Source organism: Bacillus sp. JFL15 (assembly GCF_001184225.1).
Taxonomy (GTDB): Bacteria; Bacillota; Bacilli; order Bacillales; family Bacillaceae; genus Bacillus; species Bacillus siamensis.
This window is the reverse complement of sequence record NZ_KQ236689.1, coordinates 284692-302168: the sequence shown is the minus strand read 5'-3', so window position 1 is coordinate 302168 and position 17477 is coordinate 284692. Positions and strand designations below refer to the sequence as shown.

The 17477-nt window shown below is 47.4% G+C and carries 20 protein-coding genes; 18 read left to right on the top strand and 2 right to left on the bottom strand.

Translation table 11 applies throughout. The features are described 5' to 3' along the window. Positions 1-9: 9 nt before the first annotated feature. From nadB to yajC, 13 genes are all read left to right on the top strand, one after another. Positions 10-1575, top strand: a complete 1566-nt coding sequence (gene nadB, locus AD710_RS01450) for an L-aspartate oxidase (RefSeq protein ID WP_049627110.1) — start codon at positions 10-12, stop codon at positions 1573-1575. Beyond that, a complete protein-coding gene (gene nadC, locus AD710_RS01445; RefSeq protein ID WP_049627109.1) occupies positions 1557-2408 on the top strand; it encodes a carboxylating nicotinate-nucleotide diphosphorylase in 852 nt (283 codons plus the stop codon). The genes nadB and nadC overlap by 19 nt, the downstream gene beginning before the upstream one ends. After that, complete coding sequence (gene nadA / locus AD710_RS01440) at positions 2408-3511, top strand: quinolinate synthase NadA (RefSeq protein ID WP_049627108.1); 1104 nt, start codon at positions 2408-2410, stop codon at positions 3509-3511. Before nadC ends, nadA begins: the two co-directional genes overlap by 1 nt. A 126-nt stretch (positions 3512-3637) precedes the next feature. After that, entirely contained in the window at positions 3638-4858 is a 1221-nt protein-coding gene (gene safA / locus AD710_RS01435) for a SafA/ExsA family spore coat assembly protein (protein ID WP_049627107.1), read from the top strand. 146 nt (positions 4859-5004) lie between these two features. Beyond that, a complete protein-coding gene (locus tag AD710_RS01430) occupies positions 5005-5598 on the top strand; it encodes a YhcN/YlaJ family sporulation lipoprotein (RefSeq protein ID WP_016938799.1) in 594 nt (197 codons plus the stop codon). A 123-nt stretch (positions 5599-5721) separates the two neighbouring features. Next, positions 5722-5841, top strand: coding sequence for a hypothetical protein (locus AD710_RS19930; RefSeq protein ID WP_016938800.1), 120 nt, complete (start codon positions 5722-5724; stop codon positions 5839-5841). A 165-nt stretch (positions 5842-6006) separates the two neighbouring features. Then, positions 6007-6483 carry an intercompartmental signaling factor BofC gene (locus tag AD710_RS01425; protein ID WP_032864880.1) on the top strand — a complete coding sequence of 159 codons (477 nt, stop codon included), beginning with the start codon at positions 6007-6009 and terminating at the stop codon, positions 6481-6483. A gap of 135 nt (positions 6484-6618) precedes the next feature. Then, positions 6619-7224, top strand: a complete 606-nt coding sequence (gene ruvA / locus AD710_RS01420) for a Holliday junction branch migration protein RuvA (protein ID WP_049627106.1) — start codon at positions 6619-6621, stop codon at positions 7222-7224. Positions 7225-7234: 10 nt separating this feature from the next. Continuing rightward, positions 7235-8239, top strand: a complete 1005-nt coding sequence (ruvB, locus tag AD710_RS01415) for a Holliday junction branch migration DNA helicase RuvB (protein ID WP_045926484.1) — start codon at positions 7235-7237, stop codon at positions 8237-8239. Beyond that, positions 8232-8432, top strand: a complete 201-nt coding sequence (locus AD710_RS01410) for a DUF2905 domain-containing protein (protein ID WP_003152687.1) — start codon at positions 8232-8234, stop codon at positions 8430-8432. Before ruvB ends, AD710_RS01410 begins: the two co-directional genes overlap by 8 nt. Positions 8433-8457: 25 nt before the next feature. Then, entirely contained in the window at positions 8458-9486 is a 1029-nt protein-coding gene (gene queA / locus AD710_RS01405; protein ID WP_047475550.1) for a tRNA preQ1(34) S-adenosylmethionine ribosyltransferase-isomerase QueA, read from the top strand. A gap of 27 nt (positions 9487-9513) precedes the next feature. Further along, entirely contained in the window at positions 9514-10659 is a 1146-nt protein-coding gene (gene tgt / locus AD710_RS01400) for a tRNA guanosine(34) transglycosylase Tgt (RefSeq protein ID WP_016938804.1), read from the top strand. A gap of 30 nt (positions 10660-10689) precedes the next feature. Next, positions 10690-10950: a preprotein translocase subunit YajC gene (gene yajC / locus AD710_RS01395; protein WP_012118091.1), complete on the top strand. Its 261-nt coding sequence runs from the start codon at positions 10690-10692 to the stop codon at positions 10948-10950. Between the two features lie 51 nt (positions 10951-11001). Here yajC and AD710_RS01390 read toward each other — a convergent pair whose 3' ends face one another. After that, positions 11002-11388 carry a TIGR04086 family membrane protein gene (locus AD710_RS01390; RefSeq protein WP_016938805.1) on the bottom strand — a complete coding sequence of 129 codons (387 nt, stop codon included), beginning with the start codon at positions 11386-11388 and terminating at the stop codon, positions 11002-11004. Positions 11389-11554: 166 nt separating this feature from the next. Here AD710_RS01390 and AD710_RS01385 point away from each other — a divergent pair, with 166 nt between their 5' ends. Then, entirely contained in the window at positions 11555-12211 is a 657-nt protein-coding gene (locus AD710_RS01385) for a DUF421 domain-containing protein (RefSeq protein ID WP_049627105.1), read from the top strand. 7 nt (positions 12212-12218) lie between these two features. On the opposite strand, the gene spoVB is transcribed toward AD710_RS01385, so the two are convergent. Then, positions 12219-13775 (bottom strand): stage V sporulation protein B, encoded by a 1557-nt coding sequence (spoVB, locus tag AD710_RS01380; RefSeq protein WP_016938807.1) that lies wholly within the window; start codon positions 13773-13775, stop codon positions 12219-12221. A gap of 113 nt (positions 13776-13888) precedes the next feature. Here spoVB and AD710_RS01375 point away from each other — a divergent pair, with 113 nt between their 5' ends. The 4 genes from AD710_RS01375 (at position 13889) to AD710_RS01360 (ending at position 17459) form a co-directional block, all read left to right on the top strand. Continuing rightward, positions 13889-14185: a post-transcriptional regulator gene (locus AD710_RS01375; RefSeq protein ID WP_045926489.1), complete on the top strand. Its 297-nt coding sequence runs from the start codon at positions 13889-13891 to the stop codon at positions 14183-14185. Between the two features lie 36 nt (positions 14186-14221). Next, on the top strand, positions 14222-16441 hold the full coding sequence (gene secDF / locus AD710_RS01370) for a protein translocase subunit SecDF (protein ID WP_049627104.1): 2220 nt from the start codon (positions 14222-14224) through the stop codon (positions 16439-16441). Positions 16442-16571: 130 nt separating this feature from the next. Beyond that, positions 16572-17069, top strand: coding sequence for a cation:proton antiporter regulatory subunit (locus AD710_RS01365; protein ID WP_049627103.1), 498 nt, complete (start codon positions 16572-16574; stop codon positions 17067-17069). Positions 17070-17132: 63 nt separating this feature from the next. After that, a complete protein-coding gene (locus AD710_RS01360) occupies positions 17133-17459 on the top strand; it encodes a LapA family protein (RefSeq protein WP_016938811.1) in 327 nt (108 codons plus the stop codon). Positions 17460-17477: the final 18 nt, after the last annotated feature.

The window sequence follows — 17477 nt, the reverse complement described above, 5'->3', positions numbered from 1 at the left end:
AGGGTGATTATGTCTGGAAAAACAATTATCATCATTGGTTCGGGGACGGCGGCCCTTGCCTGTGCTTCTGCATTTCCTCCGTCATACCAAGTGACCGTCATAACGAAAAGAAACGTAACAAACAGCAATTCGCATTATGCTCAAGGCGGGATTGCTGTTTCATATGCAGAAGATGACTCCATTGACTCCCATGTGAACGATACACTGTATGCGGGCTGCGGCCATAATGACGTGACAGCCGTGCGGGATTTGCTGCAAAGCGGACAAAGCATGATAAACAGGCTGATAGAAAGTCAATTTCCATTTGATACGAAATCAGACGGAACATTTTGTCTCGGCAGGGAAGGCGCTCATTCCAAAAGACGAATTCTGCATGCCGGGGGAGATGCGACCGGGCGGATTTTGGTTGAGTATCTGCTTCGGCAGCTGAAGGACGGCATACGGATTATTGAACACGAAACGGCTGTTGAGCTGCTGATTGAACACGGACGGTGCGCGGGCGTTGCCGTAAAGGATGCTTCAGGCTCCGTTTCTTACAGAAGAGCGGATTGCGTAGTGCTTGCATCAGGCGGCTGCGGCAGTCTGTATCAGTATCATACAAATGATTCCGCCATAACGGGAGACGGCATCGCTCTTGCCTTACGTGCGGGAGCAGAGATCACGGATATGGAGTTCACCCAGTTTCATCCGACCCTCCTTGTGAAAAACGGGACTGTGTACGGGCTGATTTCTGAAGCTGTGAGAGGGGAAGGCGGATATTTAACGGATCGTTCAGGCCGCAGAATCATGACGGGCAGACACGCGCTTGAAGATTTGGCGCCGAGGGATGTCGTTTCACGGGCGATTTTCGAAGAAATAATGAAAGAAAATCCAGTTTACATGAATTGCAGCCGAATCGCCGATTTTAACAAACGTTTTCCGACCATAACAGAAATTTGTAAAACAGCCGGCGTTGATATTGAAAGCGGAATTCCCATAGCCCCGGGGATGCATTTTTTAATGGGCGGAGTAAAAACCGATACATGGGGGAAAACGTCTGTGCCTGATCTCTACGCCATAGGCGAGACCGCCTGCACAGGCCTGCATGGGGCAAACCGGCTTGCGAGCAACTCGCTGCTGGAAGCTTTGGCAAGCGGACAAAGGTGTGCGGAACATATCATTCAAACACCGTTAAACGGAAGATATAAAAAAGCTTCGAAAAAATCTGACGTCATCTTACAAGTGCCGGACACAACGCTTCACATACTCCAAGCCAAAATGACAGCCGGAGCGGGCATCGTCAGAGATAAAGAAAACATGCAGGCGCTGGCATCCTGGCTTAACAAAGTACCTGTTCATCATATGAATGTGAAGAATATCACAACGGAACAAGCGGAGCTGTCCTGCTTATGGCAGACCGCACAACTCGCCGTATCTTCTGCTCTTATCCGGGAGGAAAGCAGAGGCGCCCATTTTCGCGCTGATTTTCCCGGGACAGAGAAAGAGTGGCATGGAAAACAAATCATTCATTCAACATCAGGAACAGTTATCAGAAAAAACGAAGGGATTGGGGAAATATGGACATTCTGCAGCTGAAGCAAATGCTGACACATTTTTTTCAGGAAGATATCGGAACGGGTGACGTAACGTCACAAGCGATTTTTTCGGATCAGCAATGTAAGGCCGAGATTATCGCAAAAACAGACGGTGTGTTTGCCGGAGAAGCCGTTATCCGTGAAGGATGGAAACTTTTAAACAACGATATCCGCGTCCGCTCTCTGAAAAAAGACGGAGAACGGATGAAAAAAGGGGACGTGCTTGCTGAAATGGAAGGCCCGGCGGCGGCTCTTCTTACGGGGGAGCGTGTCATCCTGAATCTTATACAAAGAATGTCAGGCATTGCGACAATGACGGATGAGGCCAAAAGGCGTCTTGATGATCCGTCCATTAAGCTTTGCGATACGAGAAAAACGACACCGGGGCTCAGAATGCTGGAAAAATACGCCGTCCGGATCGGCGGCGGCTGTAATCACCGCTTCGGCCTATATGACGGCATCATGATTAAAGATAATCATATTGCCGCCTGCGGATCGATAAAGGCGGCAATGGAGCGGGCAAGAAAAGCGGCGGGGCAGATGCTTGCGGCAGAAGTCGAAATCGAATCCGAAGAGCAGCTGCTGGAGGCAATAGAAGCGGGCGCAGACGTTATTATGTTTGACAACTGTCCGCCTGCGACCGTCCGGCGTTTTGCAGCCATGACACCGGCCCATATCAAAACGGAAGCATCCGGAGGCATAACGCTCGACACATTGCCTGCTTATAGAGGAACAGGCGTACAATATATTTCACTCGGATTTCTGACTCATTCAGTAAAAAGCGCCGATATCAGCATGGATGTTGCGGCGGCGGAACAGGGGGATTTTTCATAATGTCTATCTTTGACGTATTAACTGCATCAGCTGAAATGATGCCGAATCATTATAAAAACTTGAGTACCGAAGAAATGGAGGAGCGGGTCGCCGCGATTAAACGGTCCTTCGGAAAACGTCTGTTCATTCCGGGACATCACTATCAAAAAGATGAAGTGATACAATTTGCCGATACTGCCGGTGACTCCCTGCAGCTTGCCCAAGTAGCCGAAAAAAATAAAGATGCGGAATATATTGTGTTTTGCGGCGTGCATTTTATGGCGGAAACGGCTGATATGCTGACTGATGATAACCAAACCGTCATTTTGCCCGATATGCGTGCCGGCTGTTCGATGGCTGATATGGCTGATATACAGCAGACAGATAAAGCATGGCAAGAGCTTCAAGAGCTGTACGGTAACACCATCATTCCGTTAACATATGTTAACTCGACGGCGGAAATTAAAGCATTCGTCGGGCGGCACGGCGGAGCAACCGTCACTTCTTCGAATGCCCGGAGCGTGCTGGAATGGGCTTTTAAACAAAAGGAAAGAATTTTATTTTTGCCGGATCAGCATTTAGGCAGAAATACAGCATATGACCTCGGCATTCCGCTGACAGAAATGGCTGTATGGGATCCGGCTCAGAACCGATTGCTTACCGACCACCCGGAAAACATTAAGGTCATCCTTTGGAAAGGACATTGCTCCGTACACGAAAAATTCACAGCGGAAAATATTTCTCAGCTGCGACAGCGGGATTCTGACATCCGCATTATCGTTCATCCGGAATGTTCGCGGGAAGTGGTCTCGCTAAGTGATGACAGCGGATCTACCAAATTCATTATTGATACGATTGAACAAGCTGAGCCGGGAAGCAAGTGGGCTGTCGGCACGGAAATGAATCTTGTGCAGCGCCTCATTCAATCGCACCCGGATAAACAGATTGAATCACTGAATCCGGATATGTGTCCGTGTCTGACAATGAATAGAATCGACCTTCCGCATTTATTGTGGTCGCTTGAGCAGCTTGAAAAAGGCGAGCCGAAGGGTGTCATTAAGGTTCCGGAAGCGGTTCGGACAGAAGCGCTTCGTGCGTTGAACAGAATGCTGAGCCATACGTAAAAATAAAAAACTCCCCTCCTTTCCAAATTTTTTATCATCATGCCCAGCTCGCCTGCATATAGTGTGAAGAAACGTATTGTAATGACAAATGTACCGTTCACGTTTTGTGCATAGGAGGGGAAAACGTTGAAAATTCATATCGTTCAAAAAGGCGATTCGCTCTGGAAAATAGCTGAAAAATACGGAGTTGATTTTGAAGAATTAAAGAAATTGAATAATCAGCTGAGCAATCCAGACTTAATTATGCCTGGAATGAAGATAAAGGTGCCTTCAGAAGCCGTTCCGGTCAGAAAAGAACCAAAGGCAAACTTCGGAACGTCTGCGCATAAGCATGAGCATCCATATGCCAAAGAAAAACCGAAATCAGTTGTGGATATCGAAGACACCATACCGGAAGAACCAAAGCCGTCAATTCCGTATGTGCCGCCGATCTCTGAAAAGCATGAAAATGTGCTGCCGGAAGCTGATATGAATCAGTATTATCCGACCAATCAGCTGTTTCAGCCGTGGTCGCCTCCTAAGCCGGAGGAACCGGTGACACATTTTGTCGAGCCGAAAGAAAAAGAGCATGACAATAACATTCCACAACAGGAGGAAATGATCAACATGGAAAACGCGAATTACCCGAATATGCCAAAGGCGCCTGAAGCCGGAAAGATGGAAGAAGAAAACGCAGCTTATCATCTGCCGAACATGCCAAACATCCCGAATGTCCCGTTTCCGAATATGCCGGCCGTTGAACCGCCTTTTATGCATTATCCGATTCCGTGCATGCCTTGTCCTTGTCCTGTTCCGGTGACACCGATGCTGCCGGGTTCGGGATTATGCCATCCGTGCTTCCCGGTAGGCGGAGGTTTCGGCGGTTTTGGAGGAGGTTATGGAGGCTTTCCGGTAATGCCGATGCCGTTACCGTACGGATTCCATCATCACGGATTCCATCATCCGGGATTTGGGCCGCAAGCTGGTTACGGTGAATATGAAAACCAGGCCCATGAAAATGCAGAGCATTTTGATGGTTTTACATCTGGTTTCGGCGGTGCTCCATACGGACATATGCCGTATTACGGCGGCTATTCATCACATTACGCAAACGAGCCTCATCACGATGGAAAATTTAAGGACGATGATTGCGGCTGCAATGATTCGCATCATCACCATCATCACCACCACGGTTCACATCATCATGGCTCACATCACCATCACGCCAATATACCTGTGCAGCCATATCCGAATATGGGCGCAAATGCCGGATATTTTATGCCTTACGGCGGAGCAAATCCCAATGCCGCGCCGAATCAGCCGAGTCCAAATCAAGTATTCGGACGGCCGGAGGAAGATGAAGACTAATCTGTCGGGACGATGTATGTCGTTCCTTTTTTTATGTCCGAAGAAGAATGGACATAACTGACAAGCTTAAACCCGCCGCCGGCCGCACATCCTAAACATGAGCGGAAAACGCTCACACAGCGATGAATCCACGGGGGGTTTTTCCATTGGGCAAAAAACTGATGACGATCGCAGGCGTTTTAGCCGTGACTGCAAGTTTAACGGCATGCGGAGCAAATAATGCCATGAATGACGGACGCTACAATCAGACAACACGTCCGGTCGGGTATTATTCAAATGACAATGATAACGGCAGACGCCAGTACGGAATGGACCATCAAGGACCTGTTTCCGAAATGATGGAAAACCGAAACGGCCGCCGGGATACGACAAACGTGTCTTACCGAAATGCGCCGAATAACGGGGTTCCGTTAACAACGGACGGCACATATAACGGCCGCAACGCCAATACGCCGCCGGCCGCTATGTCTTATAATGGGTATGACAATGCCGAAAACATCAGAATGGCGGCAAAAATTGCAAACCGCGTGAAAAAAGTAAAAGGCGTACAGGATAGTCAGGTCGTCGTGACTGACACGAGAGTCGTCATTGCCGTCAGAACAAATCATCCTTTTACGAAAAATGATGATAAACATGTCAAACATGCAGCCAAAAAATTCGCGGACGGCCGCGCAATTCAAGTATTTACTGATAACGCCACTTTTACAAAGCTTCAAGACATGAACAAAAACAGCCGTTAGACGGGACTGCCGGATGATTTCATCCGGCAGTATTTTTTCATCATTTCTTTACATAGTCTTAAAACGCTCTTTATATTGCGCTGTTAACATAAAAGCAAAATAAAATGTAACGGAGGAGCCGGGATGAAAAAAACGGAGCGCGACAAAAGCTGCGGGACAAAAACTGTGTATTTGACTGTAAGAGGATACCGACTCAAACTGACGCCCGGACAGATGAAACTGATATCAGCCTGCCGGGCATAATAAAGCGGGGCAGCCTTCATAAGAGGGCTGCTTTTTTTTCGGCGAAACCGTCAAAAGAAAGAAAACGGTTAAGCACCGGCATCTTTGGTCAAACTAGCATCAAGAGTTTGATTGAATAAAGAGGTGTTATTGGTGAAACGAATTTGCGGTGGGCGTCTTTTATTTATGCTTATCTTATCAGCTGCAGTCCTGATTTGCGGAGGAAACAGTGCATACGGGGCAGAGGTCGAGCATTACGGGCCGCTTCGGGTGCACGTCCAGCTGGAAAAGGTTTATCTTGACGGTGATGTCGGCATCGAACATACGGATGAAACCGTTTTGGCGATGGAAGACTTTTGGGCCGCATACGCCGGCTGGACGCTCGTTGAGCAGAAAAAAGGTTTCGTCCTTTTCCGTAAGCATGTTGATGATATTTCTCCGCTCAGTAAGGTAAACGGTTATATCGGTGTCACGGACGGAGGAGTGATTTCCACTTTTCACGGCCGTCCCGGATCGCTGTCGGAGCCGATCCAGTCTTTCTTTCAAATTGATTTAGAGCGGTTGGAAAGCCGATTGCAAAAGCATTTGGAACACGGTATACCGTACAGGACAAAAGCGGAGTTTGAAAGCGTGATCGATCATATTAAGACTTACAGCGGCTGACTTTGACGCAAGACATGTGACACATGTCTTTTTTTTTCTGAACGGAAGGTGGCAAAGCGAACATACGTTAACTTTTCTATAAGACTTTGGCTGTTTTTGTGTTACAATGATAAGCAGTCAAAGAGGTGAATAGGTGTGATTGAATTCGTGAAGGGGACGATTGATTACGTATCTCCCCAATACATCGTGATTGAAAACGGCGGAATCGGCTATCAGGTCTTCACTCCGAATCCGTTTATTTATAAGGTAAGCAATCAAGAGACCATTTTTACGTATCATCATATAAAAGAAGACGCCTTTTCTCTGTACGGCTTTTCAACCAGGGAAGAAAAAGCGCTTTTCACAAAGCTGCTGAACGTCACCGGCATCGGGCCGAAAGGGGCGCTCGCCATTCTCGGTTCCGGTGATCCGGGAGCCGTCATCGAAGCGATTGAACAGGAAGATGAAGCCTTTTTGGTGAAATTTCCGGGTGTTGGCAAAAAGACAGCGCGGCAGATTATTCTTGATTTAAAAGGCAAACTGGCCGATGTCGTGCCTGAAATGATTGACAACCTGTTCAATCATGAAGCGCGCATTGAAAAACAAGAGGCTGAAACGGCGCTTGACGAGGCGCTTGAAGCGCTCAGGGTTCTCGGCTACGCCGAAAAAGAAATTAAAAAAGTGCTTCCTCACTTAAAAGAGGAAACGGTGCTTTCAACAGATCAATATGTGAAAAAAGCATTGCAAAAATTATTAAAGTAAGGTGATGTTCATGGATGAACGGCTCGTTTCAAGTGAAGCAGACAGCCATGAATCAATAATCGAGCAAAGCCTCAGGCCGCAGAATCTCGCCCAGTACATCGGCCAAAAGAAGGTGAAAGAAAATCTGCGCGTGTTTATCGATGCGGCGAAAATGAGGCAGGAAACGCTTGACCACGTTCTTTTATACGGGCCTCCGGGTCTCGGAAAAACAACGCTTGCGTCGATCGTGGCCAATGAGATGGGTGTGGAGATGCGGACAACGTCAGGGCCGGCCATTGAAAGGCCGGGAGACTTGGCAGCCATTCTGACGGCGCTCGAACCCGGTGATGTGCTGTTTATAGACGAAATTCACAGGCTGAACCGTTCAATTGAAGAAGTGCTTTACCCGGCGATGGAGGATTTCTGCCTTGATATCGTCATTGGTAAAGGCCCGTCCGCCCGCTCCGTCCGTCTTGACCTTCCGCCTTTTACGCTGGTAGGAGCGACGACCAGAGTGGGATTATTGACCGCACCGCTCAGAGACCGGTTCGGGGTGCTGTCGCGCCTTGAATACTATACGCAGGAAGAGCTGACAGATATCGTGTCACGAACGGCTGAAGTATTTGAAGTGGATATCGAAGAAGCGCCGGCTCTGGAAATCGCCAGACGGTCAAGGGGAACGCCGCGGGTTGCAAACCGGCTTCTCAGAAGGGTGAGAGATTTTGCCCAGGTGCTCGGCGACAGCCGCATCACGGAAGAAATCGCTCACGACGCGCTCGAACGTCTTCAAGTCGATGCGCTCGGCCTTGATCATATTGACCACAAGCTGCTGATGGGCATGATTGAAAAATTCAGCGGCGGTCCGGTCGGCCTTGATACGATTTCCGCGACAATCGGCGAAGAACCGCATACAATAGAGGATGTGTACGAACCGTATCTGCTGCAGATCGGATTTCTTCAGAGGACGCCGAGGGGACGGGTCGTGACCCCGGCAGTGTATGAGCATTTTCGATTGGAGGCGCCCGCCTGTGACTGATTTTCCGAAGGTTCTCATGGTTCTCGGTGCTGTTTTGCTTATTGCCGGCGCAGTCTGGCACTTTGTCGGACGGCTGCCCGGAGATATTTTCGTTAAAAAGGGAAATGTCACATTTTTCTTTCCCGTTGTTACTTGTATTGTAATCAGTGTGATACTATCCATCCTGCTCAATTTTTTCGGCAGAATGAAATAACAATAGACAGAATAAAGGTGAAATAATGAAAGTCGATTTATTTGATTTTGAACTGCCTGAACGCCTCATTGCCCAAGTGCCGCTGAAAGAGCGTGACGCATCGCGGCTGATGGTGCTTGACAAACAGACGGGCGGGCTGACGGACAGTTCATTTAAAGAAATTGTCAGCTTTTTTAAAGAAGGGGATTGTCTCGTCTTGAACAATACCCGTGTGCTCCCTGCCAGATTATTCGGCACAAAAGAAGATACGGGAGCGAAAGTGGAGCTCCTGTTGTTAAAACAGGAAGAGAATGACACATGGGAAACGCTTGTAAAGCCGGCGAAACGCGTAAAAAAAGGAACGGTCCTGACATTTGGAGACGGCCGGCTGACAGCGGTCTGCACGGAGGAACTTGATCACGGCGGCCGGAAAATAGAATTCCGGTATGACGGGATTTTTTACGAAGTGCTTGAATCGCTCGGTGAAATGCCGCTTCCTCCTTACATTAAAGAGCAGCTTGATGATAAAGAACGGTATCAGACCGTCTTTTCAAAAGAAATCGGGTCCGCCGCAGCTCCGACTGCCGGACTTCATTTTACGGAAGAGATTCTGGACGAGCTGAAGCAAAAGGGTGTGCGGATTGAATTTATCACCCTGCACGTTGGACTCGGGACATTCCGCCCAGTCAGTGCGGATGATGTGGAAGAGCATAACATGCACGCGGAATTTTATGAAATGACGGAAGAAACCGCCGCCTCTTTAAACGAGATCAGAAAGTCGGGAGGGCGCATCGTGTCGGTCGGGACGACATCAACGCGCACCCTTGAAACCATTGCCGGCGAGCATGACGGCGTATTTACCGCTTCAAGCGGCTGGACGTCGATCTTCATTTATCCGGGATATGAATTTAAAGCGATTGACGGCATGATCACCAATTTTCACCTGCCGAAATCTTCGCTAATCATGCTTGTTTCTGCACTTGCCGGCAGAGAGCATGTACTTTCCGCCTACCGTCATGCGGTAGAAGAGGAATATCGTTTCTTCAGCTTTGGCGACGCCATGCTGATTATCTAATTTGAATGACAGGAGGCCTCATACAAAGTGGCTGAACAACCGATACGTTATGAATTTATAAAGGAATGCAAACAAACGGGAGCGCGCCTGGGCAGAGTTCATACGCCCCACGGCTCCTTTGAGACGCCTGTATTTATGCCGGTCGGCACGCTTGCTACGGTAAAGACGATGTCTCCGGACGAGCTGAAATCTATGGATGCGGGTATTATTTTAAGCAATACGTACCATTTATGGCTCCGCCCCGGACATGACATTGTAAAAGAAGCTGGCGGGCTTCATCAGTTTATGAACTGGGACCGCGCGATTTTAACGGATTCCGGCGGTTTTCAGGTCTTTTCATTGAGCAAGTTTCGTAATATAGAAGAAGAAGGCGTACATTTCCGCAATCACTTAAACGGAGACAAGCTGTTTTTATCTCCGGAAAAAGCGATGGAAATTCAAAACGCCCTCGGTTCTGATATCATGATGGCCTTTGATGAATGTCCTCCGTATCCGGCAGAGTATGATTACATGAAACGCTCTGTGGAACGGACCAGCCGCTGGGCGGAACGCTGCCTGGAGGCGCACGGGCGCTCTGATGAGCAGGGGCTGTTCGGAATCGTACAGGGCGGAGAGTATGAAGACTTGCGGACACAAAGTGCCAAAGACCTGGTTTCACTTGATTTTCCGGGTTATGCCATAGGCGGATTATCTGTCGGCGAGCCCAAGCACGTCATGAACAGAGTGCTTGAGTTTACAACTCCGCTTTTACCGAAGGACAAGCCGAGATATTTAATGGGTGTGGGTTCTCCGGATGCCTTAATTGACGGCGCCATCCGCGGCGTTGATATGTTTGACTGCGTGCTGCCGACCCGGATCGCCCGAAACGGCACGGTGTTCACGAATGAAGGGCGTCTGAACATGAAAAACGCCAAATATGAGCGCGATTTCCGACCGATTGACGAAGAGTGCAGCTGTCATACATGCAAAAATTACTCCCGCGCTTACATCAGACATTTGATCCGCTGCAATGAAACGTTTGGAATTCGATTAACAACTTACCATAACCTTCATTTTCTGTTACACTTAATGGAGCAGGTCAGACAAGCTATCCGAGAGGATCGTCTTGGTGATTTCCGAGAAGAGTTCTTTGAGCGTTACGGCTATAATAAGCCAAATGCGAAAAGCTTCTAAATAAAACCATTTTTGAAAGGAGGGAAACAGATGGGTACTTTAGGCACAATCGTTCCTATTATTTTGATGTTTGCAGTGCTTTATTTCCTGCTCATCCGTCCGCAGCAAAAGCAGCAGAAGGCCGTACGCCAGATGCAGGAAGAGCTGAAAAAAGGAGATTCAGTGGTGACAATCGGAGGATTGCACGGCACTGTTGAATCAATTGATGAAAGCAAGGTCGTCATTAAAACAGGTGATAACACCCGTTTAACATTTGACCGCCGCGCAATCAGAGAAGCTTCTGCTGAATAACAGCGAAGCTCATACATACTAAAAAAGAGCGGATTCTCCGCTCTTTTTTTATTACGCTGATCTGCTTCCCTTCAAATTCACTCCGAAAATCCCGCCCAGCATACTGACTCCCAAAAAGCCGAGATGAAACAAAAGCTGACCGGATGTAAATGATTTTCCGAACCCTAAATATTGAAAAAGCAAGATGATTAATGAGAAACAAACGGCGGTTAACGCTCCGATCATCCAGCCTTTTTCTTTTGCTTTGCCGCCGGAAATAAAACCGCCGGCAAATAAAGAAAGAAAAGAAAGCGCGGTGACCAGCCAGCTGAAAGATGACTCTTCCATTGACGTAACCGTCAGCAGCAGTGAAATCGCCAGACTCGTAAGAAGCATCACTGCAAAGATAGCCACTAAGCCGTACAAGACGCCTTTACCCACTTGTTTCGTTTCTTCCATTTTGATCTCCTCTCCGCTCTGCGGCCTGACATATGACAAGCCGGAGCCTGTCTTTTTCTAAATGTATTCTCTGAATGTTCGGATTAGACGTAAAAGCATCATGTTCAGTTCATTTCTTACATAAAACAGAGCGGATCGCAAATGCTATGACCGTTGGAGGTGCGATATGGGAGATATTTTCATTATTACGTTTCGTACGATAGTGCTTTATTTTATCATTCTTGTGATTTTCAGACTGATGGGAAAACGGGAAATCGGAGAACTGAGCATTTTAGACCTTGTCGTTTCCATTATGATTGCCGAGATTGCCGTATTGGCAATTGAAAATGTAGAAGATAAGCTTTTGCATACCATTGTGCCGATTGTCATTTTAATGATTATTCAAGTAAGCCTTGCTTTTGTCTCGCTCAAAAGCCAAAAAATACGGCAGCTGCTTGACGGAAAACCCACCATTATTATAAAACAGGGGAAAATTGACGAACGGGCGATGAGATCGCAGCGCTACAATTTTGACGATCTTCTCATGCAGCTGAGGGAGAATAACATCGAAAGGATTTCTGACGTATCATATGCCATTTTAGAGTCATCAGGAAAACTGTCAATCGTCAAAAAGAAAAACAATAAGGATAAGCAGCTGGAAACACCGCTCATCGTCGATGGAATCGTTCAAAACGAGCATTTAGACCGAATCGGGAAAGATAAACACTGGCTCGAAAAAAACTTAGCGAAAAGAGGATATCAGGATCTTTCGGAAATATCATTCTGCACGTTTACAGACGGGGCTTTTTTTATTGATATCAAAAATGAAAAAGGGGAGCCTTAAACCGGATTTACCGCGTCACAAACCGTCCGATGACCGGAATCCGGATCAGCTCCTCCCTTTTAATCAGCCTGAATAACAGCAGAAGCACGATATATAGTATGACGGTCATGGCAATCCAGCCTGTAAGATTAACAGCCTCTGACCCTGAAAAATGAACGGCGCGCTTTATGAATCGGCTCACATAACCGCAGATGAATATGACTGCAAAACAGAGCGCGTATTCTTTTATTTTAATGCTGATCGGAAGCACTTTGCTTACAGTGGCCGCATGGAGAAGGGTGACGAGCACCATTCCCGTCACAATCGCCAATGCCGCGCCCATAATGCCCAGAGAAGGCCTGGTCGCCAGCACAAAAATAAGGCCTGTTTTAACAGCGGCGCCGATAAAACTGTTCATCATGGCGGCTCCGGCTAAATTAAGCGCCTGCAGCACCGCTTGAAGGGGCCCCTGAAAATAATAGAGCAGAAAAAACGGCGCCATGACTTTAATAAAAACGGCCGCATTGGTCGATCCGTACATGACGGACATCAGCTCATCAGCGAAAGAGAATAAAATAACCACCGAAATGCCCCCGCTTAAAAGGCACAGCCTCATCGCCTGTTCCAGACGGTATTCGACAACCTGCAGCTTTTTTTGCTCCATTCCTTCACTGATCGCAGGAACAAGGGCCGTTGACAGAGAATAGGTTATAAAGCTGGGCAGCGTCAAAACCGTCATGGCAAATCCGGTCAGCTCCCCGTACTGGCTGGTGGCAGCAGCGGTGGCGACTCCTGCAATCGCAAGGCTCTGCGCGACGACAATAGGCTCAAAAAACCAAGACAAGTTTCCGATGAATCGGCTTCCGGTTGTCGGGAGCGATACGCTCATCAGCTGACGGAAGGTCTCTTTTCCATTTGCAATCGATTTGAAAAATTGTTTTCTGATTCTGATTGTTTTTTTAGCTTTGAAACAAATGAATAAATAAATAAGAGAGGCGAGCTCTCCGATGACAGACGAAATCATGGCTCCGGCTGCGGCATATTCAATCCCGTACGGCAGAAACACTGTCGTGCAGACCGCGACAAGTGAAATCCGCACAATCTGCTCAAGCACTTGGGAAAATGCCAGCGGGTTCATATTCTGCCTGCCCTGAAAATAACCGCGCAGCACGCTGGAGATTGCGATAATCGGCACGACGGGCGTAATCGCCAGAAGCGGGTAAACCGTGCGTTGATCAGTCAGCATCGTTTCCGCCATAATCGGCGCAAAGCATAAAAACAGCGGCGTAAAGATGAGACTTAATATCCCGGTGATGGTAAGCGACATCACTAAAATGTGTTTCATTTTCTGCCGGTCCCCCCGGGCGCTTGCTTCAGCGACAAGCTTGCTGATGGCAACAGGGAGGCCGAATTGGGTCAAAGTGGTGGCCAAGAAAAATGTCGGGGCAGCCATCATGTACAATCCGACCCCTTCTTCACCGATAAACCGGGCGATGACCACCCGATTGACAAAGCCGAGCATTCTTGTAATCATCCCGGCTGCGATGAGAATAAGAGTGCCCCTTAAAAAAGTCTGTTTTGCCATTTTATAACCCCTGCCTTCTCAAACTACCTGGAATCATATACAATAAAGATATGCGCCGATGTCGTCCGAGCATGACAAGTCTTCGAGAAAAAGGGAAAAAGGAGCGAGCGCCCATGGAGAAGCATCCCGCCGAAATGTATAAGGATCATTTGCGGCCTTTTTTGTACAGTAAACTTGAAGAGTTCAAAATTCTTGGATACGATGATGTTGAACACGAGAGTTTATGGTCATACCTCATACATAAAAAGTGGAAACAGAAAACGGAAATGCCGCTGTATGAATTGGCCGGCGATATTTTATCAGTTAAAATTGGCGATTTTATGAACTATGCAACCGTTGAAGCTTTTAAGTCGTCTAATTGGCTGGAAAGCGATGAAGGTCAGGAAGCTTTGGATGAACTGCTGAGATAATGATTTGACGGCATAGGTTTAAGGAGGAAATACATAATGAAAAAAGGACGCTTGATTGCGTTTTTCCTGATCGTATTATTAATCGGCACAGGGCTGGGGTATTTTACAAAACCGGCTGCCAATAATATTACGTTAGGATTGGATTTACGCGGCGGGTTTGAAGTACTGTACGACGTGCAGCCCGTCAAAAAAGGCGATAAAATCACAAAAGACGTGCTCGTCAGCACGGTGCAGGCGCTGAACCGCCGGGCTAACGTTCTCGGCGTAAGCGAGCCGAACATTCAGATTGAAGGGAACAACCGCATCCGCGTACAGCTGGCGGGCGTCACGAATCAGAACAGGGCGCGCGAAATTCTCTCAACGGAAGCGCAGCTCTCATTCAGGGACACGAATGATAAAGAGCTTTTAAACGGCTCTGATCTCGTGGAAAACGGCGCGAAGCAAACTTTTGATCCGACAACGAACGAACCGATTGTCAGCGTGAAACTGAAGGATGCGGACAAGTTCGGAGAAGTGACGAAAAAGGTCAAGAAAATGGCGCCTAATAATCAGCTCGTCATCTGGCTCGATTATCAAAAAGGCGATTCATTTAAAAAAGAAGTCGGCAAAAAACATCCGAAATATGTATCCGCTCCGAATGTGAGCCAGGAATTAAATACAAAGGATGTCACGATTGAAGGCCAGTTCACCGTTCAAAAAGCAAAGGACTTGGCCAATATTTTAAACGCGGGCGCACTGCCTGTGAAACTGACCGAAAAATACTCTACTTCAGTAGGGGCGCAATTCGGACAGCAGGCTTTACATGATACGGTTGAGGCCGGCATCATCGGGATTGCAATTGTTTTCTTATTTATGCTGCTTTATTACAGACTGCCGGGACTCATAGCGGTCATTACGCTTTCTGTATACGTGTATATTACGCTGCAAGTGTTTGACTGGATGCAGGCTGTGCTGACTTTACCGGGTATTGCGGCGCTCATTTTGGGTGTCGGGATGGCGGTTGACGCCAACATTATCACCTATGAACGGATAAAAGAAGAGCTGAAACTCGGCAAATCCGTCCGCTCGGCTTTCCGTTCAGGGAACAGACGGTCATTTGCGACGATCTTCGATGCGAATATCACAACGATCATCGCAGCGGTCGTGCTCTTTATTTTCGGGACAAGCTCTGTAAAAGGGTTTGCGACGATGCTGATTTTGTCAATACTGACAAGCTTTATTACAGCTGTCTTCCTTTCAAGATTCCTGCTCGCCCTTCTTGTGGAAAGCAGATGGCTTGACCGGAAAAAAGGCTGGTTCGGCGTCAAGAAAAAACACATTATGGACATTCAGAAGACCGACGAAAATACTGAACCGCATACGGCATTCCAGAAATGGGATTTCACGAGCAAACGAAAATACTTCTTTATTTTCTCAAGCGTTGTAACCGTTGCGGGAATTATCATCTTGCTGGTCTTTAAGCTCAACCTGGGAATCGATTTTGCAAGCGGTGCGCGGATTGACGTGCAGAGCAATCATGCCTTGACGGCGCAGCAGGTTGAAAAAGACTTTGACTCTCTCGGCATGGATCCGGAAAACATCGTGCTCTCGGGTAAAGAGAACCATGTTGCCGCAGCCCGGTTTGTCGGAGAGCCATCTAAAGAAAAGATCGCTGAAATCAAAACGTACTTTAAGGATAAATACGGAGCTGAACCGAATGTCAGCACGGTATCGCCGACAGTCGGAAAAGAACTGGCCCGTAATGCCTTATATGCCGTGGCAATTGCATCAATCGGCATCATTATTTACGTGTCAATCCGTTTCGAGTACAGAATGGCTATCGCCGCGATTGTATCCCTGCTGTATGACGCTTTCTTTATCGTCGCGTTTTTCAGCATTACAAGGCTGGAGGTTGACGTAACCTTTATCGCCGCTATTCTCACCATAATCGGTTACTCGATAAATGATACGATCGTTACATTTGACCGGATACGCGAGCAGATGAAAAAACGCAAGCCGAAGTCATTTGCCGATCTGGAACACATCGTGAATCTGAGTTTGCAGCAAACCTTTACACGTTCGATTAATACGGTCTTGACCGTTGTGATTGTAGTCGTCGTGCTGCTTATTTTAGGCTCATCGTCAATTACGAACTTCTCAGTCGCCTTATTGGTCGGTTTATTGACAGGGGTTTATTCTTCTCTTTACATCGCTTCACAGCTGTGGCTTGTATGGAAAGGAAAAGAATTTAAAGGGAAAAAATCAATCGAAGAGTAAAATGGGAACAGGCTGTCTTGCAGAAGGCAGCCTGTTTTTTAGGCTGCGTTGAACTTAAAACCTGCATTTGCTATAATGACATACGCTTACATAATCAATCATCATTGTAAAAACATGTAGGAGGGTTCTTATGAATGTTCGTGAGTCGGAACTTCCGGGCATCGGCCAGAAAGTTGAAATCATTACGAAAAATCATGATAAAATCAGTATTATTCTTCATGATGACGGCAGAAGAGAGCTCTATTACTTCGATGAGAAAGACCATGACGAATGCTTGGCATCCGTTGAATTTAACGATGAAGAGGCGAGGCAGATTTCCGCTATTTTAGGCGGGATGACGTATAAGCCGAAAACGCTGGAATCTGTGGAAGTTGCACTTGATGATCTCGTTATTGAATGGTTTAAAGCCGAATCCCGCGCACCGGCTGTCAGCCGCACAATCGGAGATTTGGATATCAAGAAGCATTACAACGTCCAGATTATTGCGATCGTAAAGAAAAACCGGCAAAAACAGCTGAGTCCCGGCATTGATACCGTGATTGAAGAAGGGGACACCCTCGTCTTATCCGGGGAAAGAAGCGGATTGAAAAGGCTGGTCCGTGAGCAGTTAACGGCCCGGATTTCCTGAGACCGGGGTTTAATCCCTGGAAAATGAGGGAAAAGATAAGAATTAATAATTGGGGGCTGACGTATGAATAAACAATGGACTATTATATTCGCTTTACTATTTACTCTGATTGTCGCCATTTTTGCTGTCATTAACGTGCGGGCGGTTGAGGTTGATTATCTGTTCGGCACCGCTGAATGGCCGCTGATTTTAGTCATTTTAGGCTCTGTGTTAATGGGAGCGCTGATCGTATTTTCAGCAGGTATATTTCAAGTGATGAAGCTGAAGCGGGAAATTAAAATGCTGCGGAAAGAAAACAGATCCGCTGCTGAATTGCCGGCTGATCCGGACGGCAGAAAACCGGCCGCACCGCCGGAAGAAATACTGGAAGAGAAAAAAGGATCAGAATAACATTTGAAACCCCTCAGT

Coding starts and splice junctions, on each gene's coding strand:
- nadB (WP_049627110.1), top strand. CDS start 10: ATGTCTGGAAAAACAATTATCATCATTGGTTCGGGGACGGCGGCCCTT.
- nadC (WP_049627109.1), top strand. CDS start 1,557: ATGGACATTCTGCAGCTGAAGCAAATGCTGACACATTTTTTTCAGGAA.
- nadA (WP_049627108.1), top strand. CDS start 2,408: ATGTCTATCTTTGACGTATTAACTGCATCAGCTGAAATGATGCCGAAT.
- AD710_RS19930 (WP_016938800.1), top strand. CDS start 5,722: ATGAAAAAAACGGAGCGCGACAAAAGCTGCGGGACAAAAACTGTGTAT.
- AD710_RS01425 (WP_032864880.1), top strand. CDS start 6,007: ATGCTTATCTTATCAGCTGCAGTCCTGATTTGCGGAGGAAACAGTGCA.
- ruvB (WP_045926484.1), top strand. CDS start 7,235: ATGGATGAACGGCTCGTTTCAAGTGAAGCAGACAGCCATGAATCAATA.
- queA (WP_047475550.1), top strand. CDS start 8,458: ATGAAAGTCGATTTATTTGATTTTGAACTGCCTGAACGCCTCATTGCC.
- yajC (WP_012118091.1), top strand. CDS start 10,690: ATGGGTACTTTAGGCACAATCGTTCCTATTATTTTGATGTTTGCAGTG.
- AD710_RS01390 (WP_016938805.1), bottom strand. CDS start 11,388: ATGGAAGAAACGAAACAAGTGGGTAAAGGCGTCTTGTACGGCTTAGTG.
- AD710_RS01385 (WP_049627105.1), top strand. CDS start 11,555: ATGGGAGATATTTTCATTATTACGTTTCGTACGATAGTGCTTTATTTT.
- spoVB (WP_016938807.1), bottom strand. CDS start 13,775: ATGGCAAAACAGACTTTTTTAAGGGGCACTCTTATTCTCATCGCAGCC.
- AD710_RS01375 (WP_045926489.1), top strand. CDS start 13,889: ATGGAGAAGCATCCCGCCGAAATGTATAAGGATCATTTGCGGCCTTTT.
- secDF (WP_049627104.1), top strand. CDS start 14,222: ATGAAAAAAGGACGCTTGATTGCGTTTTTCCTGATCGTATTATTAATC.
- AD710_RS01365 (WP_049627103.1), top strand. CDS start 16,572: ATGAATGTTCGTGAGTCGGAACTTCCGGGCATCGGCCAGAAAGTTGAA.
- AD710_RS01360 (WP_016938811.1), top strand. CDS start 17,133: ATGAATAAACAATGGACTATTATATTCGCTTTACTATTTACTCTGATT.